The 17,435-nt window shown below is 51.3% G+C and carries 8 protein-coding genes; 1 reads left to right on the forward strand and 7 read right to left on the reverse strand.

Annotated elements, in window-relative coordinates:
* Positions 1-8: 8 nt before the first annotated feature.
* Complete coding sequence (locus BP71_RS13340; RefSeq protein ID WP_496379926.1) at positions 9-2,933, forward strand: TonB-dependent receptor; 2,925 nt, start codon at positions 9-11, stop codon at positions 2,931-2,933.
* A 125-nt stretch (positions 2,934-3,058) separates the two neighbouring features.
* Here the strand turns inward: BP71_RS13340 and BP71_RS13345 are convergent, their stop codons facing one another.
* The 7 genes from BP71_RS13345 to BP71_RS13375 all read right to left on the reverse strand — a co-directional run bounded on the left by BP71_RS13345 (position 3,059) and on the right by BP71_RS13375 (position 17,411).
* Positions 3,059-3,904, reverse strand: coding sequence for a sugar phosphate isomerase/epimerase family protein (locus BP71_RS13345; protein ID WP_496379928.1), 846 nt, complete (start codon positions 3,902-3,904; stop codon positions 3,059-3,061).
* 5 nt (positions 3,905-3,909) lie between these two features.
* On the reverse strand, positions 3,910-5,121 hold the full coding sequence (locus tag BP71_RS13350) for an FG-GAP repeat domain-containing protein (protein WP_496379930.1): 1,212 nt from the start codon (positions 5,119-5,121) through the stop codon (positions 3,910-3,912).
* 33 nt (positions 5,122-5,154) lie between these two features.
* Entirely contained in the window at positions 5,155-8,727 is a 3,573-nt protein-coding gene (locus BP71_RS13355; RefSeq protein ID WP_496379932.1) for a PVC-type heme-binding CxxCH protein, read from the reverse strand.
* A gap of 122 nt (positions 8,728-8,849) precedes the next feature.
* Complete coding sequence (locus BP71_RS13360) at positions 8,850-10,625, reverse strand: glycoside hydrolase family 71/99 protein (RefSeq protein WP_496379934.1); 1,776 nt, start codon at positions 10,623-10,625, stop codon at positions 8,850-8,852.
* Between the two features lie 76 nt (positions 10,626-10,701).
* Complete coding sequence (locus BP71_RS13365; RefSeq protein WP_496379936.1) at positions 10,702-12,435, reverse strand: hypothetical protein; 1,734 nt, start codon at positions 12,433-12,435, stop codon at positions 10,702-10,704.
* A gap of 70 nt (positions 12,436-12,505) precedes the next feature.
* The gene (locus BP71_RS13370) at positions 12,506-14,275 is read right to left on the reverse strand and encodes a RagB/SusD family nutrient uptake outer membrane protein (RefSeq protein ID WP_496379938.1); all 1,770 of its coding nucleotides are present in this window, start codon (positions 14,273-14,275) and stop codon (positions 12,506-12,508) included.
* Between the two features lie 19 nt (positions 14,276-14,294).
* A complete protein-coding gene (locus BP71_RS13375) occupies positions 14,295-17,411 on the reverse strand; it encodes a SusC/RagA family TonB-linked outer membrane protein (RefSeq protein ID WP_496379940.1) in 3,117 nt (1,038 codons plus the stop codon).
* Positions 17,412-17,435 lie beyond the last annotated feature (24 nt).

Consider the following 17,435-nt stretch of genomic DNA (forward strand, 5'->3'; position numbering starts at 1 on the left):
TTTTTTTCATGAAATTATTGTATCCATTCAGAAAACTCATTCTGTTACTTTTCATTCTGTCCCCTTTTTTAGCACGCTCACAGGGTAACAACTTCATTGAAATTACCGGAAAAATAGCCGATCAGTCCGACAAATCGGCTTTGCCGGGTGTCAGCGTAGTCATCAAAGGTACCGTAACCGGCACCACTTCCGAGACAGATGGTAACTTCAAACTGAGGTCAAAAGCTAAGTATCCGTTTACACTGGTCGTTTCGAGCGTGGGTTTCAAAACCCAGGAATTTGAAGTTACAGGTCCAGGTTCCAACCTGAATGTCGAGCTGGTTACACAGACGCAGCTCGCACAGGAGATTGTAGTTACCGCTTCGAGAGTTGAAGAGAGTATTCTCAAATCTCCGGTAGCCATCGCGAAACTCGACATCCGCGCCATCCGCGATTCTCCCTCCCCCTCATTTTACGATGCGCTTGAAAACGTGAAAGGTGTCCAGATGACGACATCCAGCCTTACATTTAAAATACCGAACACCCGCGGTTTCAATATTCCCAGCAACTACCGTTTTATGCAGCTGGTGGATGGGATCGATATGCAGGCAGCGACATTGGGTGTACCGCTCGGCAATGCGATCGGCCCTACGGAGCTCGATATTGCCAGTGTAGAAATCACCCCGGGCGCGGCTTCGGCACTTTACGGACTGAATGCCATCAATGGAATGTCTAATCTCCTTACCAAAAGTCCTTTCTTTTACCAGGGATTGAGTGTTTATCAAAAGACCGGCGTAAACCACGTGGGCGGCACCGGTCGCGACGCAAGCGTCCTCACAGAGACCGCGGTTCGCTATGCCAAGGCATTCAACAATAAATTCGCATTCAAACTCAACTTCGGCTACATGCGCGGCACCGACTGGCTGGCCGATACCCGTCTGGATCAGAACCCAAACAACCTGAAGAGCGCAAATCCTAACTTCCCCGCATTGAATGGCGCAAACAACGCGGCATTCGACGGTTGGAATAAATATGGTGACGATGTGCTTGCGGGCAGCAATACCGTGTCAGTGAGCGGACTGAACATCAACGGGAAACCAAACCAAACCCTGAACATAGCCCGTACCGGCTACTGGGAACGTGACCTCGTGAGCCCCAAGGTGGATAACCTCAAATTTGACGCCGCATTGCACTACCGGCTCAGCGACCAGGCTGAGATCTCCTACGCTTACCGGGTAGGAAAAATGGATGGTGTATTTCAACGTGGCAACAAAATACAGCTGGACAATGTGATTGTGCAAAATCACAAGATCGACCTGAAAGGTGCCAATTTCCTGGTACGTGCCTACATCTCACGGGAAGACTCCGGAGATTCATTTAATGTAAAGCCATTGGCCGATAATATGGATCTGTCGACAGGCGGTAGCAATAGCGTCTGGGGGACTGCATACAAAAATGCATTGAATACATTTGCCGAGCAAAATGGCGGCGCTTTGACCGACGCTAACCTGGCCGCAGCCACGCAATACGCCCGCGGCATAGCCGATGCCAAACGTGCCGTTCCTGGTACCAAGGCTTTCGACGACCAGAAAGCATTGATCCGCAACATCAACAATTGGGATATCAAATCTTCGACAATTCCCGACGCTCCCGTCTCCGGCGGTGCGGCGTTGATCCAGAAAAGCAACCTGTATCACATTGAAGGGCAATGGGACCTTTCCAAATACACCAAACACTTCGACTTGCTGGTGGGCGGCGATGCCCGTGACTATCAGATCACTCCCGACGGGAACACATTTGTGGATTTCTCCCGCCCCATCGCCGATCGTGGTAAGCAACTCGAAGACGGCACATTCGGTACCAAAATCCACTATAAAAAGATCGGAGCGTTCGCCCAGGTTACTAAATTGTTCTTCAAAGACAAACTGAAACTATTCGGATCGCTTCGTTATGACTACAACCCCGAATTCGATCCTAAACTGACCCCAAGGCTTGCCGCGGTGTATTCGCCGACAGCGAACAACAACTTCCGTTTTACCTATCAGCAAGGCTACCGCTTCCCGGGACTGTTTGAGGCCCTGTCCTATGTAAACAACGGTCGCGTAAAACGGGTAGGAAGCCTTACCTACATCAACGAAGGACTGGGATACCTCGACAACAGCTACACCCGCGCATCAGGCGTACTCTTCAATGCGGCAGTGAATGCGGCCGTTGCAGGAGGTGCCGATCGTAACGAGGCGGCTCTTGCCAACCGTAATCTCCTCGTTAAGGCACAACTCGACGAGGGCCGCCCCGAACAGATCCATTCCTATGAGTTCGGATACAAAAGCGTTTTTCTGAATAACACCCTCGTTTTTGATTTCGATGCTTATACCAACACTTACGACGGATTCCTGGGCCAGGTACAGGTGGACGTGCCGAAAGGACAGACCGTCGGCTCGGATGCTGCGGTGATAGCTATGCTGGATGCCAACCGTGATGCAGGCCAGGACCGTTACCGGGTATATACTAATGCAAAAAACAAATACCGCAACTACGGTTCCGCTTTGGGTGTCACCTATAATTTTTACAAAAACTACACGGTATCGGGTAACGCAAGTTTCAATAAAATGAAGGCTAACAAGACATCCGATATTTTTGTGACTGGTTTCAATACACCTGAATGGTCGACCAATATCCAGTTTGGAAACCGCCAGATCGCGAAAAACCTTGGTTTCAGCGTAGTTTACAGATGGCAGCAGTCGTTCCTGTGGGAAAGTCCGCTCGTGAATGGCACTGTACCGGCGATTCACACTTTTGATGCGCAGGTCACTTACAAAGTACCTCAGATTAAGACGAGTGTTAAAGTAGGAGGAAGCAATATTTTTAACAGAAATTATATCCAGTATGCCGGCGGTCCTACGCTGGGAGGCCTGTATTATGTAGCATTGACATTGGATGGTTTATTGAATTAAGCGGACAATAGCCGCAATAGCAAAAAGCACCGGCCACGGCTGGTGCTTTTTCTTTAATCCGCGAATATTTCTGAAAGATTAATAGCGAGGTCCCATTCAGGCAGGTTATCTCAAATCCGCTGTCCTTAAAATGCCAGCGACCGTAAAAAACGCAAACCTTCCACCGCGATTACTTCACGTGACGGCTCCACCTGTCGCCATATCGATGCGGCTTTGGCAATAACCTTCACATCCGGCGTAAACGATTCGATCGCAATATCACCCTGGTAATGAATATGGTCCAGGGCCGCGAAAATACGATCCCAGTTAATCTGATCGCCTCCGGGAGTACCGCGGTCGCTCCCGGAAGCATGCAATAGTCCCAGTTTGTCCCCGGCTTTGCGGATAGCGAGTGCGGGGTCTTTTTCTTCGAGGTTCATATGAAATGTATCCAGGTGCACCATTAGTGCGTCGCTACCCACATCTTCGATCATTTTCAATGCCTGATCACAGGTATTGATAAAATCCGTTTCATATCTGTTCAAAGGCTCAATGGCCAGTTTCACGCCGTTCATTCCTGCGAAGTCCGCCAACGTTCGCAGGTTACCTGCAACCAGATCCCACTGCTTCCGCTTCTGGTCGTCGGGTACCAGCTCCGCCCTGCCTACCGCCGAATATACGGGTCCAGCTACCAGTTTGCTGCCCAGCACCGGGGCTATGCGAATCAATGCCTCCACATACTCCATCGCCGTCACCTGATCTTTCCGGGTGCCGCGCAAGTCCCTTCCGGGGCCCGTCGCCGCACACACCGACCTGCATTCCAGGCCGTTGTCATCAAGCGCTTTCCGAACCATTTCCGGATCTATATCCGAAGGTTCCTCCAACGCAATTTCCACAAAGTCAAACCCCCATTTCTTAAACTGAGGAAAAAACGAAATGCTGTCGTTGTTAAACGGCGAAGAAAACAGGTAGGTATTGATACCAAATTTCATGAATGTTACCTCCCTTTTTGCTGTGTAAAAATGCGAACGCCTTTTTTGTTGCCCGTGACGATATCCAACAGCCCGTCGCCATTCAAATCCTCAACGGTCACATGCAGGCCTACACCCGAATTATCATCAATATCATGCCTGATCCAGCTGGGTACTTTACCTGGCTTGTATTCAAACCATGAAATGAAAGCCGGTTCAAATTCTCCCGGATCATTGCCATTGTGAGCAAAGTAGCGCTTACCGGTTACGAAATCCGGATGACCGTCGCCATTGATGTCCTTCAATGCGAGCCCGTGGGTCTGGGAAATAGTTTTATCGATATCATGGTGTATCCACACGACATCACCTTGTTTGTCCTTTTTCTGCTCGTGCCACCATATCCCATAATTATGTGCCGATGCACTGAGGACGTCGTTCAGGCCATCACCATTGAGGTCGAGCACGTACATTTGTGAGCAATCCTGCCCCAGATCGGCCGGGTGAAATTTCCAGTCCTTGTCTTTCGGATATTGCGCGGGACCTTCTGCCGGACCTTCCCACCAGCCATTCCTCACGGTAACATCTTTCCTGCCGTCGCCGTTGATATCCCCGTAACCGATCCCGTGCGTATACATATGTGTGGAATTATTGGGGTCGTTGCTGATCACATACTTTTCCCAGGTCGTATCCCCTTTTTTTGAAGGACATTTCAGCCAGATCACCTTCTTTCCGGTCGGGTCATTGCAAAGCAGATCCAGCCGCCCGTCTCCATCGATGTCTATCAACTGGGGCGACTCATTGCCGACAGAACTGTAAATCGTATGCACAGGCCAGTGTCCGGGCTTGTTCCGGGGGTTTTCATGCCATGCCGCCGCCTTTCCAGGCCAGTCGATTCGGATCAGGTCGATCCATCCGTCCTGGTTGACATCCATCGCGAAATCCAGGAAAGAATCGCTGTAACTGCCATTAACAATAAAAGAATCGGGCTTTGCAAGCTCATGTGCCTTCCAGCTGGGGGCTTCAAACCAATATGCGCCCGAAAGGATATCCTTTTTACCATCCTTATTCACATCACCCATGGCGGCGCCTTCGGCGATGAAGCGTTTGGTCAGTTCTGTTTTTTTAAAACTAATAGCCGCTCCGTTTTTCGCTTTGGTTTGCGCGAACGCATTCAATGTCGACAAAACCAACAGCTGTGTCAGGCAAAGCCACTTGATTGCTTTTCCGGTTAAAATCATCAGGTTTTTGGATTAGGATTTAAAATTCAAACATCATTTCACCCCTAGCAGGTAGTCCAGCAAAGCATAAAAGTCCTTCTCAGGAATGATACTCCGGAACTGATCGGGCATCAGGGTATATTTCGACGCCCGGTATTCCTTCATATCGCCTTTGACCACCGAAAACTCCTGCCCGGCCATATCCGCGAACACCATCGTCTCGCCTTCGGTACGGCGGTACAGGCCCGTGAGGGTCTTGTCATTTTTCAATGTGATATTATAAGTCCGGAATGCCTCAGTTATATTCCTGTTCGGGTCAAGGATTTTTTGAGTGAGTGCTTTATGTCCCCAGTTTCCGATACCGTCCAGCTGCGGTCCGACGAGCCCACCGGCTCCCTGGATCTGATGACAGCCGCTGCAATTTTGCACAAAAATTACCTTCCCGGCATCGGAATAGGTACTCGCCGGCTTGAAACTGGCGATTCTCGCGTCGATCAGCTTTTGCCTTTCATCCCGCTCATTAGCGCCCGCTGCCAGCAACTGGTCTAGCTGCCTTCGCTGTTCCGTGTTGGAATGGATGGACAGTCGCTCCTTCACCGGGATTTCCGTCGCGATATCTGCACCCAGGTCTTTGTCTTTCAATGCACTGAGCAAGTAGTTTATACCCTCGGTAGTATTTGCCAGTACGGTCGCAATCACGATCTGAAGGCTCCTGGCTCCACTGGCAAGTTGCGTTTTCAATGTTTCGTAAACCGAAGGCGAAGCTGCCTGCCCTATGGCAACTGCCAGCTTCGCACGCAGTGACGGCAACTCTGCGGCGTCATTGAAAACTTCCGATAGCACATTGACATTGGCCATCGGGTCTATATTCATTAGCGCATTCGCCGCCGCGCCCCTTACCGTATAATCCATCCACTTAGCTTGCAAAACCGAGCGGAGCGACGACTCCAGCGACTTGATGCGATATTCTCCCGCGATCTCAGCTGCTGCGATCCGCTGTTCGGAAAGTGTGGACGGCCCCTTCGCAGGAATGACGACCACCGCCGGTTCCAGCTGACCGATACCGACCGAACCGGTCTGCGAGCTGTCCACCGCCTCGATATAGCCCATCTGACCTTCATAAGCAGCCAGATTGAATGTAGCATGCCGGATGAGGTCTTTGAACTGCATGGGTTCCGTGTGGTTTACCCGATACTCTGCAACCACCTTCCCATCCGCCAGTCTCACTTTCACCGAATTCTTCGACACCCCTTTTTTATCGGGCCTGTTATGAACATCATTATCAAAAACATTCATTTTCAATGTCGCAGGCAGCTTAAAGGGCATCGAATACAATGCCGACTGGGGTATATATCCTCCCTTTTCGCTCAACACGAGCCTGAATGCGGGCATCACTTCGGTCAAAAAACGTTCAGTCACTGTCCAGGAATTCACCGGGTCTACGTCCTTCGTTACCTTTCTGATCTTCCAGGTCTCTGTCTCACCGCTGATATTGCCTAAAAACTTACCTGCGAGCTGCTGCCCCCATTCGGCCATCTTCCGGCTGGGGGCAGCGCCGCTTTGCCTGATGCCTGCCTGTATTGTTTTGTACAGCGACAATTGCGTTTCAGGCTCGTTCGCAAATTTGCCATTGATCAGATCAATCGCCTTTTCTATCTGGTAAGGCGCGGCCAGCTTCCCAATGTATTCCAGGTTGTTCAACAGGTCTCCCGAAGCCAATTCATGGCTAAGCGTATAATCCAATATAAATGAGGCAGCTGCTGAGGAAGGGACATCCAGCATGGCTTTGGTGAGGAGATGAAGTTGCCTGTCGTTCCATCGCATGCCGGGAACGCGCCACATTACGCTCTGATTTTTCAGATTATTTCGTACGCCCAGCATGGCGGTATATCTCAAATGCGTGTCGCCTTCCGGCGTTTGGTCGTAAAGATCCATGAGCAGGGCAAGGTTTTCTGCGCGTGGGAAACGTGTGAGTACCTCCGCAGCGGTACGCCTGATAAACGGATCGCCATTCCCCAACTCCTTCACTGCCTGCGTATAATGCACGTCGTTAAGCGCAGGACGTTCTCCCAGAATTCGCAGGGCATGTTGCCGCACGAGCGGTTCAGCCTGGTTTAAAGCCCCGTTCAACAATGGATCATCCAATGCACCGAGCCGGTGCAGCACCCACAAAGCATGCACGGTCGAAACCGCATCAGCGTTGCCGGATGTAAGCATTTTCCGCACCGGACCGGCCGCTTTGTCCTTCCAGGTGTCTACCAGTCTGTCGGCGACTTTGAGGCGTGTATTCAATTGAGGATGTTTCAAACCCTCAATCAGTTGTTCGATCGTTGCCTTCGACCAGTCGGTTACAGCCATATTCTGATGCGGCTGGCTTCCTTTGTAAGTCACTTTCCAGATCCGGCCACTCAGCCGGTCACGTCCTGGGTGGTTCAATGCAACCTCGTAATGCCCGATAATACGGTTGTAAAAATCGGCGATGTACAATGCACCATCCGGCCCTACCTTCACATCCACCGGTCTGAACCAGGGGTCTTTGCTGATCAGGAACGGCTCTTCCTTTTTGGATGCAGGGGTTGACCCGTTATAGGTGAGGGAATTTCTGTCAATCCGGCAGGTGACTACATCGCCCGTAAAAAAGGTATTGCGGTACATTTCAGGGAATTGTGTCCCTGTGTAGTAAACCAGGCCTGCCAGTGCCGTTGATCCCAGATCGTAGGTCATCATGGTTGGGGCAAAACCAAGACCCACAGGCGCCTTCTTACCAAAATGCGGATAATCTCCACCGAAAATCAGCTGGGTAATGGGTTTGGTATGGCAGTCGACCGAAAAAAGATAGCCGCGTTCATCATAGGCGTAGCCAAATGGGTTCACCCGCCCGAAAGTAGTCTGCTCCACGCGGCTGCCATCCATCCTGACCCGGAAGGTATTGCCTGAAATCATCCGGATCGAGTCACCGTCTGAGCCTGCCACATGGGAAGTATTCGAAAAACCGTGGCAAACGTGCAACCATCCGTCATACCCGCGTATCAGGTTGTTGACCATTCCGTGGGTATCCTTATGCCCGAAGCCTCCAAGCAGTATTTCCCGTTGATCCGCCTTGCCGTCATTGTCCTTATCCCTGAAGTGATACAGATTGGGGATGCTATATGCAATAGCTCCATCCGCAACCGGCATAATACCGATGGGAATGTTCAGATTATCATCGAAATGCGTAAAAGTGTCGGCCTTGCCGTCCCCGTTTTTATCTTCCAGAATGGTGATCCGGTCTTTGCCATCACCCATTCCTGCGGCCATCGGGTATTCCGACGACTGAGTCACCCAGAGTCTGCCGCGGTCATCAAATTCCATGTTCATCGGCTTGGTAATGTCCGGCTCCGAGGCAAAGAGGGTCACTTCAAAACCTTCCGGTAAAACAAAGCTCAGCCGCTCCTCTTCGGGCGTTTGGAAGCCGCTTGTCCGAATATGTTCGGCATAAATATCAGTCGGCGCCCGCTGTGGAGTGCTGGTAACAGTTACATTCTGCCCGGTTTTACTTTGTGGTGGTTTGCAGCTTTGAACAACGGATAAAACAGAGAAAAGGGTCAAGGCGATGCCAACGACCCTCAGGGTTTTCACTTTAACCATATTACTTTGAAAATGTATCTGTTAGGATTTTAGGAAATAGTGGCAAACTGATATCAAAACAATTGCAATCTCTATTTTTACTGGTTTTGTAAACGGCCCTGACACATTACCTCTACCGCACTTCATGGCTTATACTGATAATTACCCCGCCCTGCCGGAGCCGCGTCTCCGCTGATCCAGAAATCCATCACATCTCCCTCATTCTGCATATTATCACTCCATTTAAATTCAAAATCCAGCGCTCCGCTCAGTCCTGGGATGGACTTCGGGATTTTGATTTCCAGCTTATTCTGCGTTACTGAATATTCTGCTTCGCCAGTCTTTTGCCAGTTCCATCCCGCGTCCGTTTTTTCCACAATCGCCTTCTGTCCGGGATTCAGGCGATTGATGACAAGGTCGTAGCCTTCCCAACCGGTATTTTTGTCGCGGTCGGTATCGATGAAGAGCCGCATCCAGCCCGGGTCGGACTTCGGCGTTAGCGGCTGGGCAGTTTCGACGTAGAAATAAACGTGGTCGCTATCGCGCGTAACTTTGGTAAGCACGATGTCGTTTCGTCCCGTATTGTTGCGGTAGATATAACTCCCCCATCCGGGACTGTTGCGGTGGATCGTATTGCCTTTATGCGCCGCAAATGCGGGTGCCACCTGTTTCCATTCTTCAAAGTGACCGTCAATGCTTACAGTAAGCGGTGCGGATATCTTTTGGGGTGCGGGCAACCCTTTGAAGCGCCGGATATTGGCGGCCATCTGATAGTAATAGTTGTCGCCATGCCCGCCTTTCATCGGCTCAATGTCCCTGCTCCCTTCCTGATCAAACTCATCGGGAAAAGCGTTGGTCTGCTGCTGCCAGACATCGTAACGGCCCGCGATCCATTCGTTCCAGCCGGTGATGAATATCAGCTCCGGATTGATTTCAATTGCCCGGTCCCACTGTTCCTGGAAGTTATGCCCATAGTTCACCGCACCAGGTTCGGTCATGTGCCCTTTCCGATGTGTATAACTCCGTCCGAATGAGCCCGTCGCATTCAGGGCCGTCAGCCCGCGTTCTTTCGTCCAGTTTTGTGCAACGCCCACGGTCGCCTGTTCAAAACCACCGTCTGCATTCTTTTTAAAGCCGTGTTGCGGGTAAATTTCCAGCCAACCCCAGTGGTCCGTCTTCTCGGGACCTTTGTTGTAAACAGGCTGTCCTGGCCGGAATGTGAAGAATTCGCGCATTTCCTTCTCCAATGCGGGCTCCGCATTCTGTCCTTTAATGGTTTCAGTAAACGCAGGGTCGGCCATTATGAAGGGTTTTCCCTTCCACATAAACCATAAGTCCCTGTATTTGCCGGGCTTGTAAAGATCTCTGAAAATCTCACGGATGATTTCCTTGCCGCCATCCGTTGTCCAAAAAGGAAGCATGAATGCGATCTGAGGGGTTTTAACCCCGTCTTTCCGTGCCTGGGTAAATACTTCGCAGAGTTTCAAATACGATTCTTTCCAGGTGATATTTCCGTTGGTACAATCAAAAATAATCATGTCCACGCCCGCATCGGCCAGCATTTCGGCATGTTTACGCAATACCCATTCGTCAGTATCGATATAGTAGCCAAACAGCGGTTCGGCCCAAAACCACGGACTGTTCCTTTTCGGCCAGATCGGGTTTTTAAAATCATGAATGGCTTTCGGATCCCGGGCAATGTACTCAGTCACATTCAACGGGGGGTTGTTTTTGGCCTGCTGCGTATGCCAGGTCCAGTAGAAGAGGCCCACGAATTTGTCTTTCTTCAGATCACCTGTTTGCTCATAGCCAGGAAGTTTGCGCCCCACTGCGTCGGTGGCAGTGAAGTCGGCAGAATAATTTTGAGCATTGACTATCTCGGGGATTACAATAAGTAGTAATAATATCAGGTATCTCATCTTGTGGCTTTGGAAAGTGCATTGAAAAGGTGTCCGACCGGGGAGTCGACGACTGGTGCTTCAGGGTCACAATTCATTATTCATTCACAATAAAATTAAACCTCCCGCCGGGTGCGACGTCTCCATTCACATACCAATCCAGCGGGTTATCATCCTCCTGCATATTGTCCGACCATTTAAATTCCATATTCAATGGAGTTTTCAGATTGGCAAGGTAGATGCGCGGCACGGTGATCATCATCCGATTGCCTTGCACCTGATAGCTGACTTTTTTCACATCGTGCCAATTGCCGGAGCGGTATTGCTGCAAGGTGTTACCAGCCACAATGCGGTAGTCGAAACCCTTCCATCCGGTAGTTGGTTTCCGGTCCGTATCCAGGTAGAGCCGCATCCAGTTATCTCCCGAGTTGGGCGTAATTTCCTGACTGGTCTGCGCATAGAAATACAGGTTTTTGCCATCCCGGGCTACTTTCAACTGATCGAAATCATTCCGGCCGGTTTTGTTCACATACATATGCGCGGGTTCGGTCTGTGCGCCCGGATGGTTTCGTTCCTGCGTGTCACCCGTATAATCCCGATAAACCAATGCCACCTCTTTCCAATCATCCGGTTTACTGATCGTTTTCACAGGGCCAAGCTGCGGATTGCTCTCCACGCCCTTGTACCGCCGCACATTACTGACGAGCTGCATATAATAATGGTCCTTCAATCCTGCCGTAAGCGACGGTTCGATATCCCGGCTGTATTCCGGGCTGGCCTGGTCACAAAACCAGGAATGCTCGGGATTTTTGTCGTGGCTGGGGAATTTACCGGCGATCCATTCGTTCCAGCCTGTGACATATATAAATGGAGTGTTTTGTTTGATGGCGTAATCCCATTGCTCCTGGACATTGTAGCCGTAGGCAATGTCTTTTTTAGGATCGCCGTGCGAGCCGTTGCGGTAGCTTCGCCCCCAATTGTCCATGTTCCCGTAAAATGCCGAGCCACCCATTCCGGCAGTCGGGTTAGGATGCTGGGCCACCGATACATTGATGATCTCCCCCTCTCCTTTTGTATTATAATGTACCTTCTGCGGACGCGTAAACGAAATCCACGGCCAGCCATTAACCTTCTGCTTCTCGGTAGGCCATTGTGATTCGCGGAAAGTGAAGAAGGATTCGAAATTCCTGCCTTTGGCTTCACTGCTAATGCCGATGATCAGCGGTTTACCATCGAGCATGTACCAGCAGTCCGGATGACGGTAGGGGGCGCCTTCTTTGTAGAACATGTCATAAGCCTCCTGCATGGTTTCACCGGATTGGGTATTGGTGTAAAACACAATTTTCGGGGCATTGCGGCCTTGTGCGCGTATGGCGTCCATGGCTTTCATGAGGACGTCGGCTTGCTTGGGATAAGTCAGGCGGTTGGTAGCATCAATGACCAGAAAATCCACACCGGCATCGGTCAGGAGCTGGACGCTGCGGAGGTGTACCCAGTAATCGTCGGCTTTGTAATATCCATAGATGGGTTGCCCCCAGTAATACATCCCGAGGTTCTTTGGGTCACCTCCCCAGTTCGGGTTGTCAAAATCCCCCAGGACTTCGGGATGCCTGGAGACGATCTCATGCAAGTCCCAGGCCCTCGCCGGAGCCACATCATGCCACAGGAAATAGAACATACCGACCTGCCGGTTACCCTTGGGATTACCTGCGGCATCGTTTTGTGGTAACGTCCGGCCGAGATCGTCCGTACCGGCCAGTGGCTGCGCCAGGCCGGTACGGATCATGACTGAAAGAATAAAAAAGATATATAGCGTTATGTTCCTGTTCATTTGGATGAGGTTAAGGTGATGATCAAGGCGCCATTGTTGGTGTTATCACCAACAATGGCGCACGATCGCGCTAGTCCAGCCAGCCCGGGTTCTGCCAGTCAGCACCCGATAGCCCGATGATCTTATCTACTTCACTCTGATCGATGGGGTACATTAAATATTTGTCAGAATAAGCGTTCCGGTTCTGGAATTTGAAGCGCTTGTACACGAAGTTGGAGCCGCTTTTGGTAATGCGCATACCCGTTACAAACCGTTCGGCCGCATCCAGGATTTTCCATCGGCGCACGTCGAAAAAGCGGTGTTCCTCGAATGCGAATTCAATGCGCCGCTCATTGCGGTACTTCTTTTCAAATGCATCTTTCGACATACCCAACGGGAAACCCGGCATACCGGCTCTGGCCCGTACGGCATTCACCGCTTCCCGCGCCGACATGGACAACGCTCCGGCCTTCACGGGCACATCCGCACCCACCGACTGGTAGGCCGATTCCGCGAAGTTCAGATACAACTCTGCCAGCCTGAACAACCGGATCGCACCATCTGCATCATTGTTTTGCCCCGACCGGAAGTTGTTGAATTTACGCAGATAGTAACCCGTCCGCGTATGTTTGCGGTTGATATCCGAAATCTCCTCAGCCCCACCCACAAAAGTTTCCACCTTCTTTCCGTTTGGCTGGTCGAGGTTTCGTATCGAGCCATTGTAATAAATGGACGCATAAAAACGCGGGTCGCGACCGATGTAAGGGTCATTCTCTTTGTATCCCGATGCCACATTGACAAGGGGCACTGTACGGCTTTCATCGGAATAGCCGGTGATGGGCGGTTCGCCGTTGGCCATTTCGAAAGCATCCACGAGATCCTGCGTCGGACACGGGCCGGTTCTTTCCATACCCGGATTGGTAGGCATACCTGCATACCGCCAAACCTGCATGGGATCTCCCGCATGGTATATGGTTTCTTTATCGGTGGCCCGCTGGTCGTTCGAGCTCGTGAAGAAATACAATGCGTAGGCGCTCTGGGCTATATTCTCCGCTGGTTTGTCATTAAAAAGCCGGTAACCGTTCGCCAAGCATTGTGACAACGCTTCTGCATTGATCTCCGTCGCCTTCGCCCAGGTATAGGTGCCATCGGACCACAGCTGGGACGCAGCATAAGTAACCGCCTGACTTTTAATCGCATAAGCCACGGCCCGCGTCATAATGCCGTATTGGTTGTCATAGATCTCCCAGGGAAGGCCCTCACGTGTCGCCGGATACGACAATGCTTTGTCGCAGTCGGCCAGTATGAATGTCACAACCTCGGAGAATTTCGCACGCTTGTCCAGCGAAAAGTCGTGGCCGATCTCCAGTGGTTTATCAAAGATCGGGACACCGCCGTAGCGTTTGATCAGTTGCAGGTAGTATAGCGCCCGCAATGTATGCGCCTGCGCTGTCCACGCTGCCTTCTCTCCCTCGCTTGCATACACGGGAGCCGTCTTGATATTCTCGATAAATACATTGCATTTGCGTATTCCGCTGTACAGTCTCCCCCACGGGCTGCCGTCAGAAGAGTTTTTGGCATAGGTTAGTGAGGTTACATTTCCGCCGTACCAGACAATGTATCGTGATCCGGGGGTAATGTCGTCGGCGTCCTGAGCCTCGTCGGTAAATGAAGCGCGGTCCATATAAGGTGCGGGAATATAACCGTAGCACGAGTTGAGATAGCCGCGTGTACGGTTATAGTCACTGAAAACTTGGTCCATGGTAATGCGCCCGTCGGTAGGCAAATCGAGCTGCTCGTTGCAGGAGAACAAAAAACCGGAGAGCGCCGAGGTCAGCAGAAGTAGTTTATATTTTTTCATAATGGTCAAAAAACCTGATTTAGAAAATCACACTGATACCCGCATTGTAGACTCTGTACACCGGAAAGGCCAAGTAACCGTCGCCCTCGGGGCCAAAGTCGCCGGACTTCATCTTGTCCCAGGTGATGAGGTTCTGCCCGCTTACCAGCACACGCACTTTTTCGGCCCGGATCACTTTCGCGAGCGTAGCCGGCAGTGTATACGACAATTCTGCATTTTTCAGCCGGATGTAGGAGCGATTGTAGAGATAATAGTCACTTGCCTCATGGTTGACGGTCTTGGCCAGCGATAATGCCGGCGAGGTGATCTGCGCGCCCGATGCATACCGTTCGGCAGTCCATGCATTGCGATGGAGCTCACCGAACACGCCGTCATAATCGGTTTCCCACACACCGGCACCGACATACATCGAGGCATATTTGCCAACGCCCTGGAACAGCAGGCTCAAGTCAAAATTCTTGTAGGTCAATCCACCGGAAATGCCGTAGATCACCTTGGGCAAAACGCCGGTGCCAACGGGCGCTTTGTCGCGTTCATCGATCTTGCCATCCGCATTCAGGTCCTGATAACGGAGATCCCCCGGACGCGGCGTCCCGAAACTGTATGCGAGATTGCTGTCATCGATCTCCTGCTGCGAATTGAAAAAGCCATTACTACTGGAATAATCCACCTTGTAGCCAAACAGCTGCCCGAAAGCATAACCCTCTTCCCATTTGCGATAGGCATAATCTTCGGTCTTGCGTGCCTCGTTCCAGCTGATGATCTTGTTCTGGGTGTAGCTCAGCATCAGCCCCGCATGAACGGAAAAGTCCTTAGTCAGTATTTTGGAATAGCCAACATTGATATCGACCCCTTTATTCTCAAAAACCCCTGCATTCAGTTTCGGGTAATTATCCAGCGGGATACCCTGATACAACGGGATCGTCGACAGTGCCCCTACTACCATATTATCCATGCGCTCTTTAAACACATCCACCGAAAGGCTGAACGCATTCGCAAGCCCCAGGTCAAGTCCGTAGTTTTGTTTTTTAGACACCTCAGCACGGATACTCGGGTTACCAACCTGGCCCTCCTCGACCAGATATTGCAGCGACCCGATCGGTCCTCCGCTCTTCACCGTCACATTATCCAGGTAGGCGTACCGTGCCAGGCCGCTCTGATCGTTTGCGGTTTTGCCATAGGAAGCGCGCAATTTCAGGTTGGTCAGGAATGCATTGTTCTTTAGAAAACCTTCATTGGAAAGTACCCAGGCCACCGAAACCGCCGGTGTGCTCGTGTAACGTACATTTCTGGCATACTGCTCGGAACCTGAATAACCCAGGTCAAACTTCACCAAATAACGGTTGTCAAACCCGTAAGAAGCCTCGAAGCCCGAACTGACGCGATTATACGGCAGCAATGCAGGTGATGAATTATCGGCCTTTGTCAGGTTTTGGTAAAACATATAAGCCATTGCTCCCACCCGGTGCCTGCCAAAGTCACGCTTGTAATTCGTGGCAATGTTGTAGGTCAGGTGATAGTAATAGGAATGCGACTTGGAATAGGCGAGCGGTGTGTTGTTCTGTGCTCCCTTTTTGATAAATGTAAGGGCCGAGTCCCCGGTTTGCACCCAGCGTTCGTAATCCTGCTTCGTCGACAAGCTACCCACCGAATTGGTCTGATAAGCGAGCGTGCCGGTCAGGTTCAGGCCTTTGGTAAGAAAACCCATATCGAGATCCAGCCCAAACTGCGATACAATATTGGTTACCGTATGGCGGGTGTAGCCCGTGCGGTTGAGCATACCGTACGTGGGCGACTCTACCCGTTCGGTGGTGATAACCTTACCGCCAGGATCCACGATCTCGCCCGATGCATTCACGACCGGCTGGGTCACCGGCCCGTAAACCGTCGGCGGGATCTGGAAAATGCTGCGGTACACATCGGCATTGCTCGCTTCGCCCGGTGTGCGTTCACGCTTCACATTACCCGCAAGGCGTATGAAAGCTTTCAGATAACGGTTCAGGCTCATGTCGATGTTAGACCGGTAATTGACCCAGATATTGTTTGCATTGGGATCATAGCGCGTCTGATCGGTTTTGAAGTAGCCTCCCTGGTGCATGAAGTTGATATTCGAAAAAAACTGCACCTTGTCATTGCCGCCTGTTACATTAACGCTTGCACGCTGCATGGCGGCAAAGTCTTTCAGATAGCGGTCGTACCAGTTGTTGCTGGGATATAAATCGCGGTTCTGCCCAGAGCGGTAACCTTCGATCTGCTGCGGACTGAACAGGTAGTTGGCGCCTTGTCCATCGTTGAATGCGGCCTGATTGCGCATTTCGGCATAGTCTCCCGAATTATAAAAGGCAGGTTTTGTCGTCACTTGTTGCATTGACTGGTCAAACCGCGTCTTGATCTGCAATGGCCCTTTCCTCCCGCGTTTCGTGGTGATCACGAGAAGTCCGTTCGCGCCCTGAATGCCGTATAATGCCTGGGTCGAAGCGTCTTTCAGCACGGTAATGGATTCAATTTCATTGGCAGTGATGTATTCCAATGTCTGATTGCTGTTGTAGGCGCAGATAATGCCGTCGATGATCACGAGCGGACCGTTGGTGCGGGCGGTGGAGAGGCCCCGAACATAAATGTTGGTGTTTGCCCGCGACAGTTCCGAAAAGGTTTCCTGCGTCGTGAGGCCTGACAATCGTCCGGCCAGAGTCTGGGTCAGGTTAGCCACCGGTGATTTTTCCAGCTCCTCGCCTTTCACGGTCGATACCGCACCGGAAAGTTCGTCCCGAAGCTGCGACGTGTACCCCAGCTGTACTACTTCGTCTTTGTAATGCGCGTCCCATTCCAGCTTCACATCCAGGTCCTGCTTGTCCGATACCACAATTTTCTGGTTGCGATAGCCGTACAGCGACAGCACGACCGCATGGCTGCCATCGTCGATGCTCATCGCGAATTCGCCCTTTGCATTGGTGGAAGTACCATTCTTTCCGTTTTCGGAATGGATAACGACCCCTGCCAGAGGCTGCCCCCAGTTATCCCGCACAGTACCGTTGACCGTCCCCGACAGGTCCTGTGCCTGCAACTGGCTTCCGAACGCTCCGGTCAGGAGAATGACCAGCAGGCTGCTCATTTTCAATTGGATAAAATCTATCATATCGATGATCGTCTGAATCTTAAA

Source organism: Dyadobacter ginsengisoli DSM 21015, from assembly GCF_059568735.1.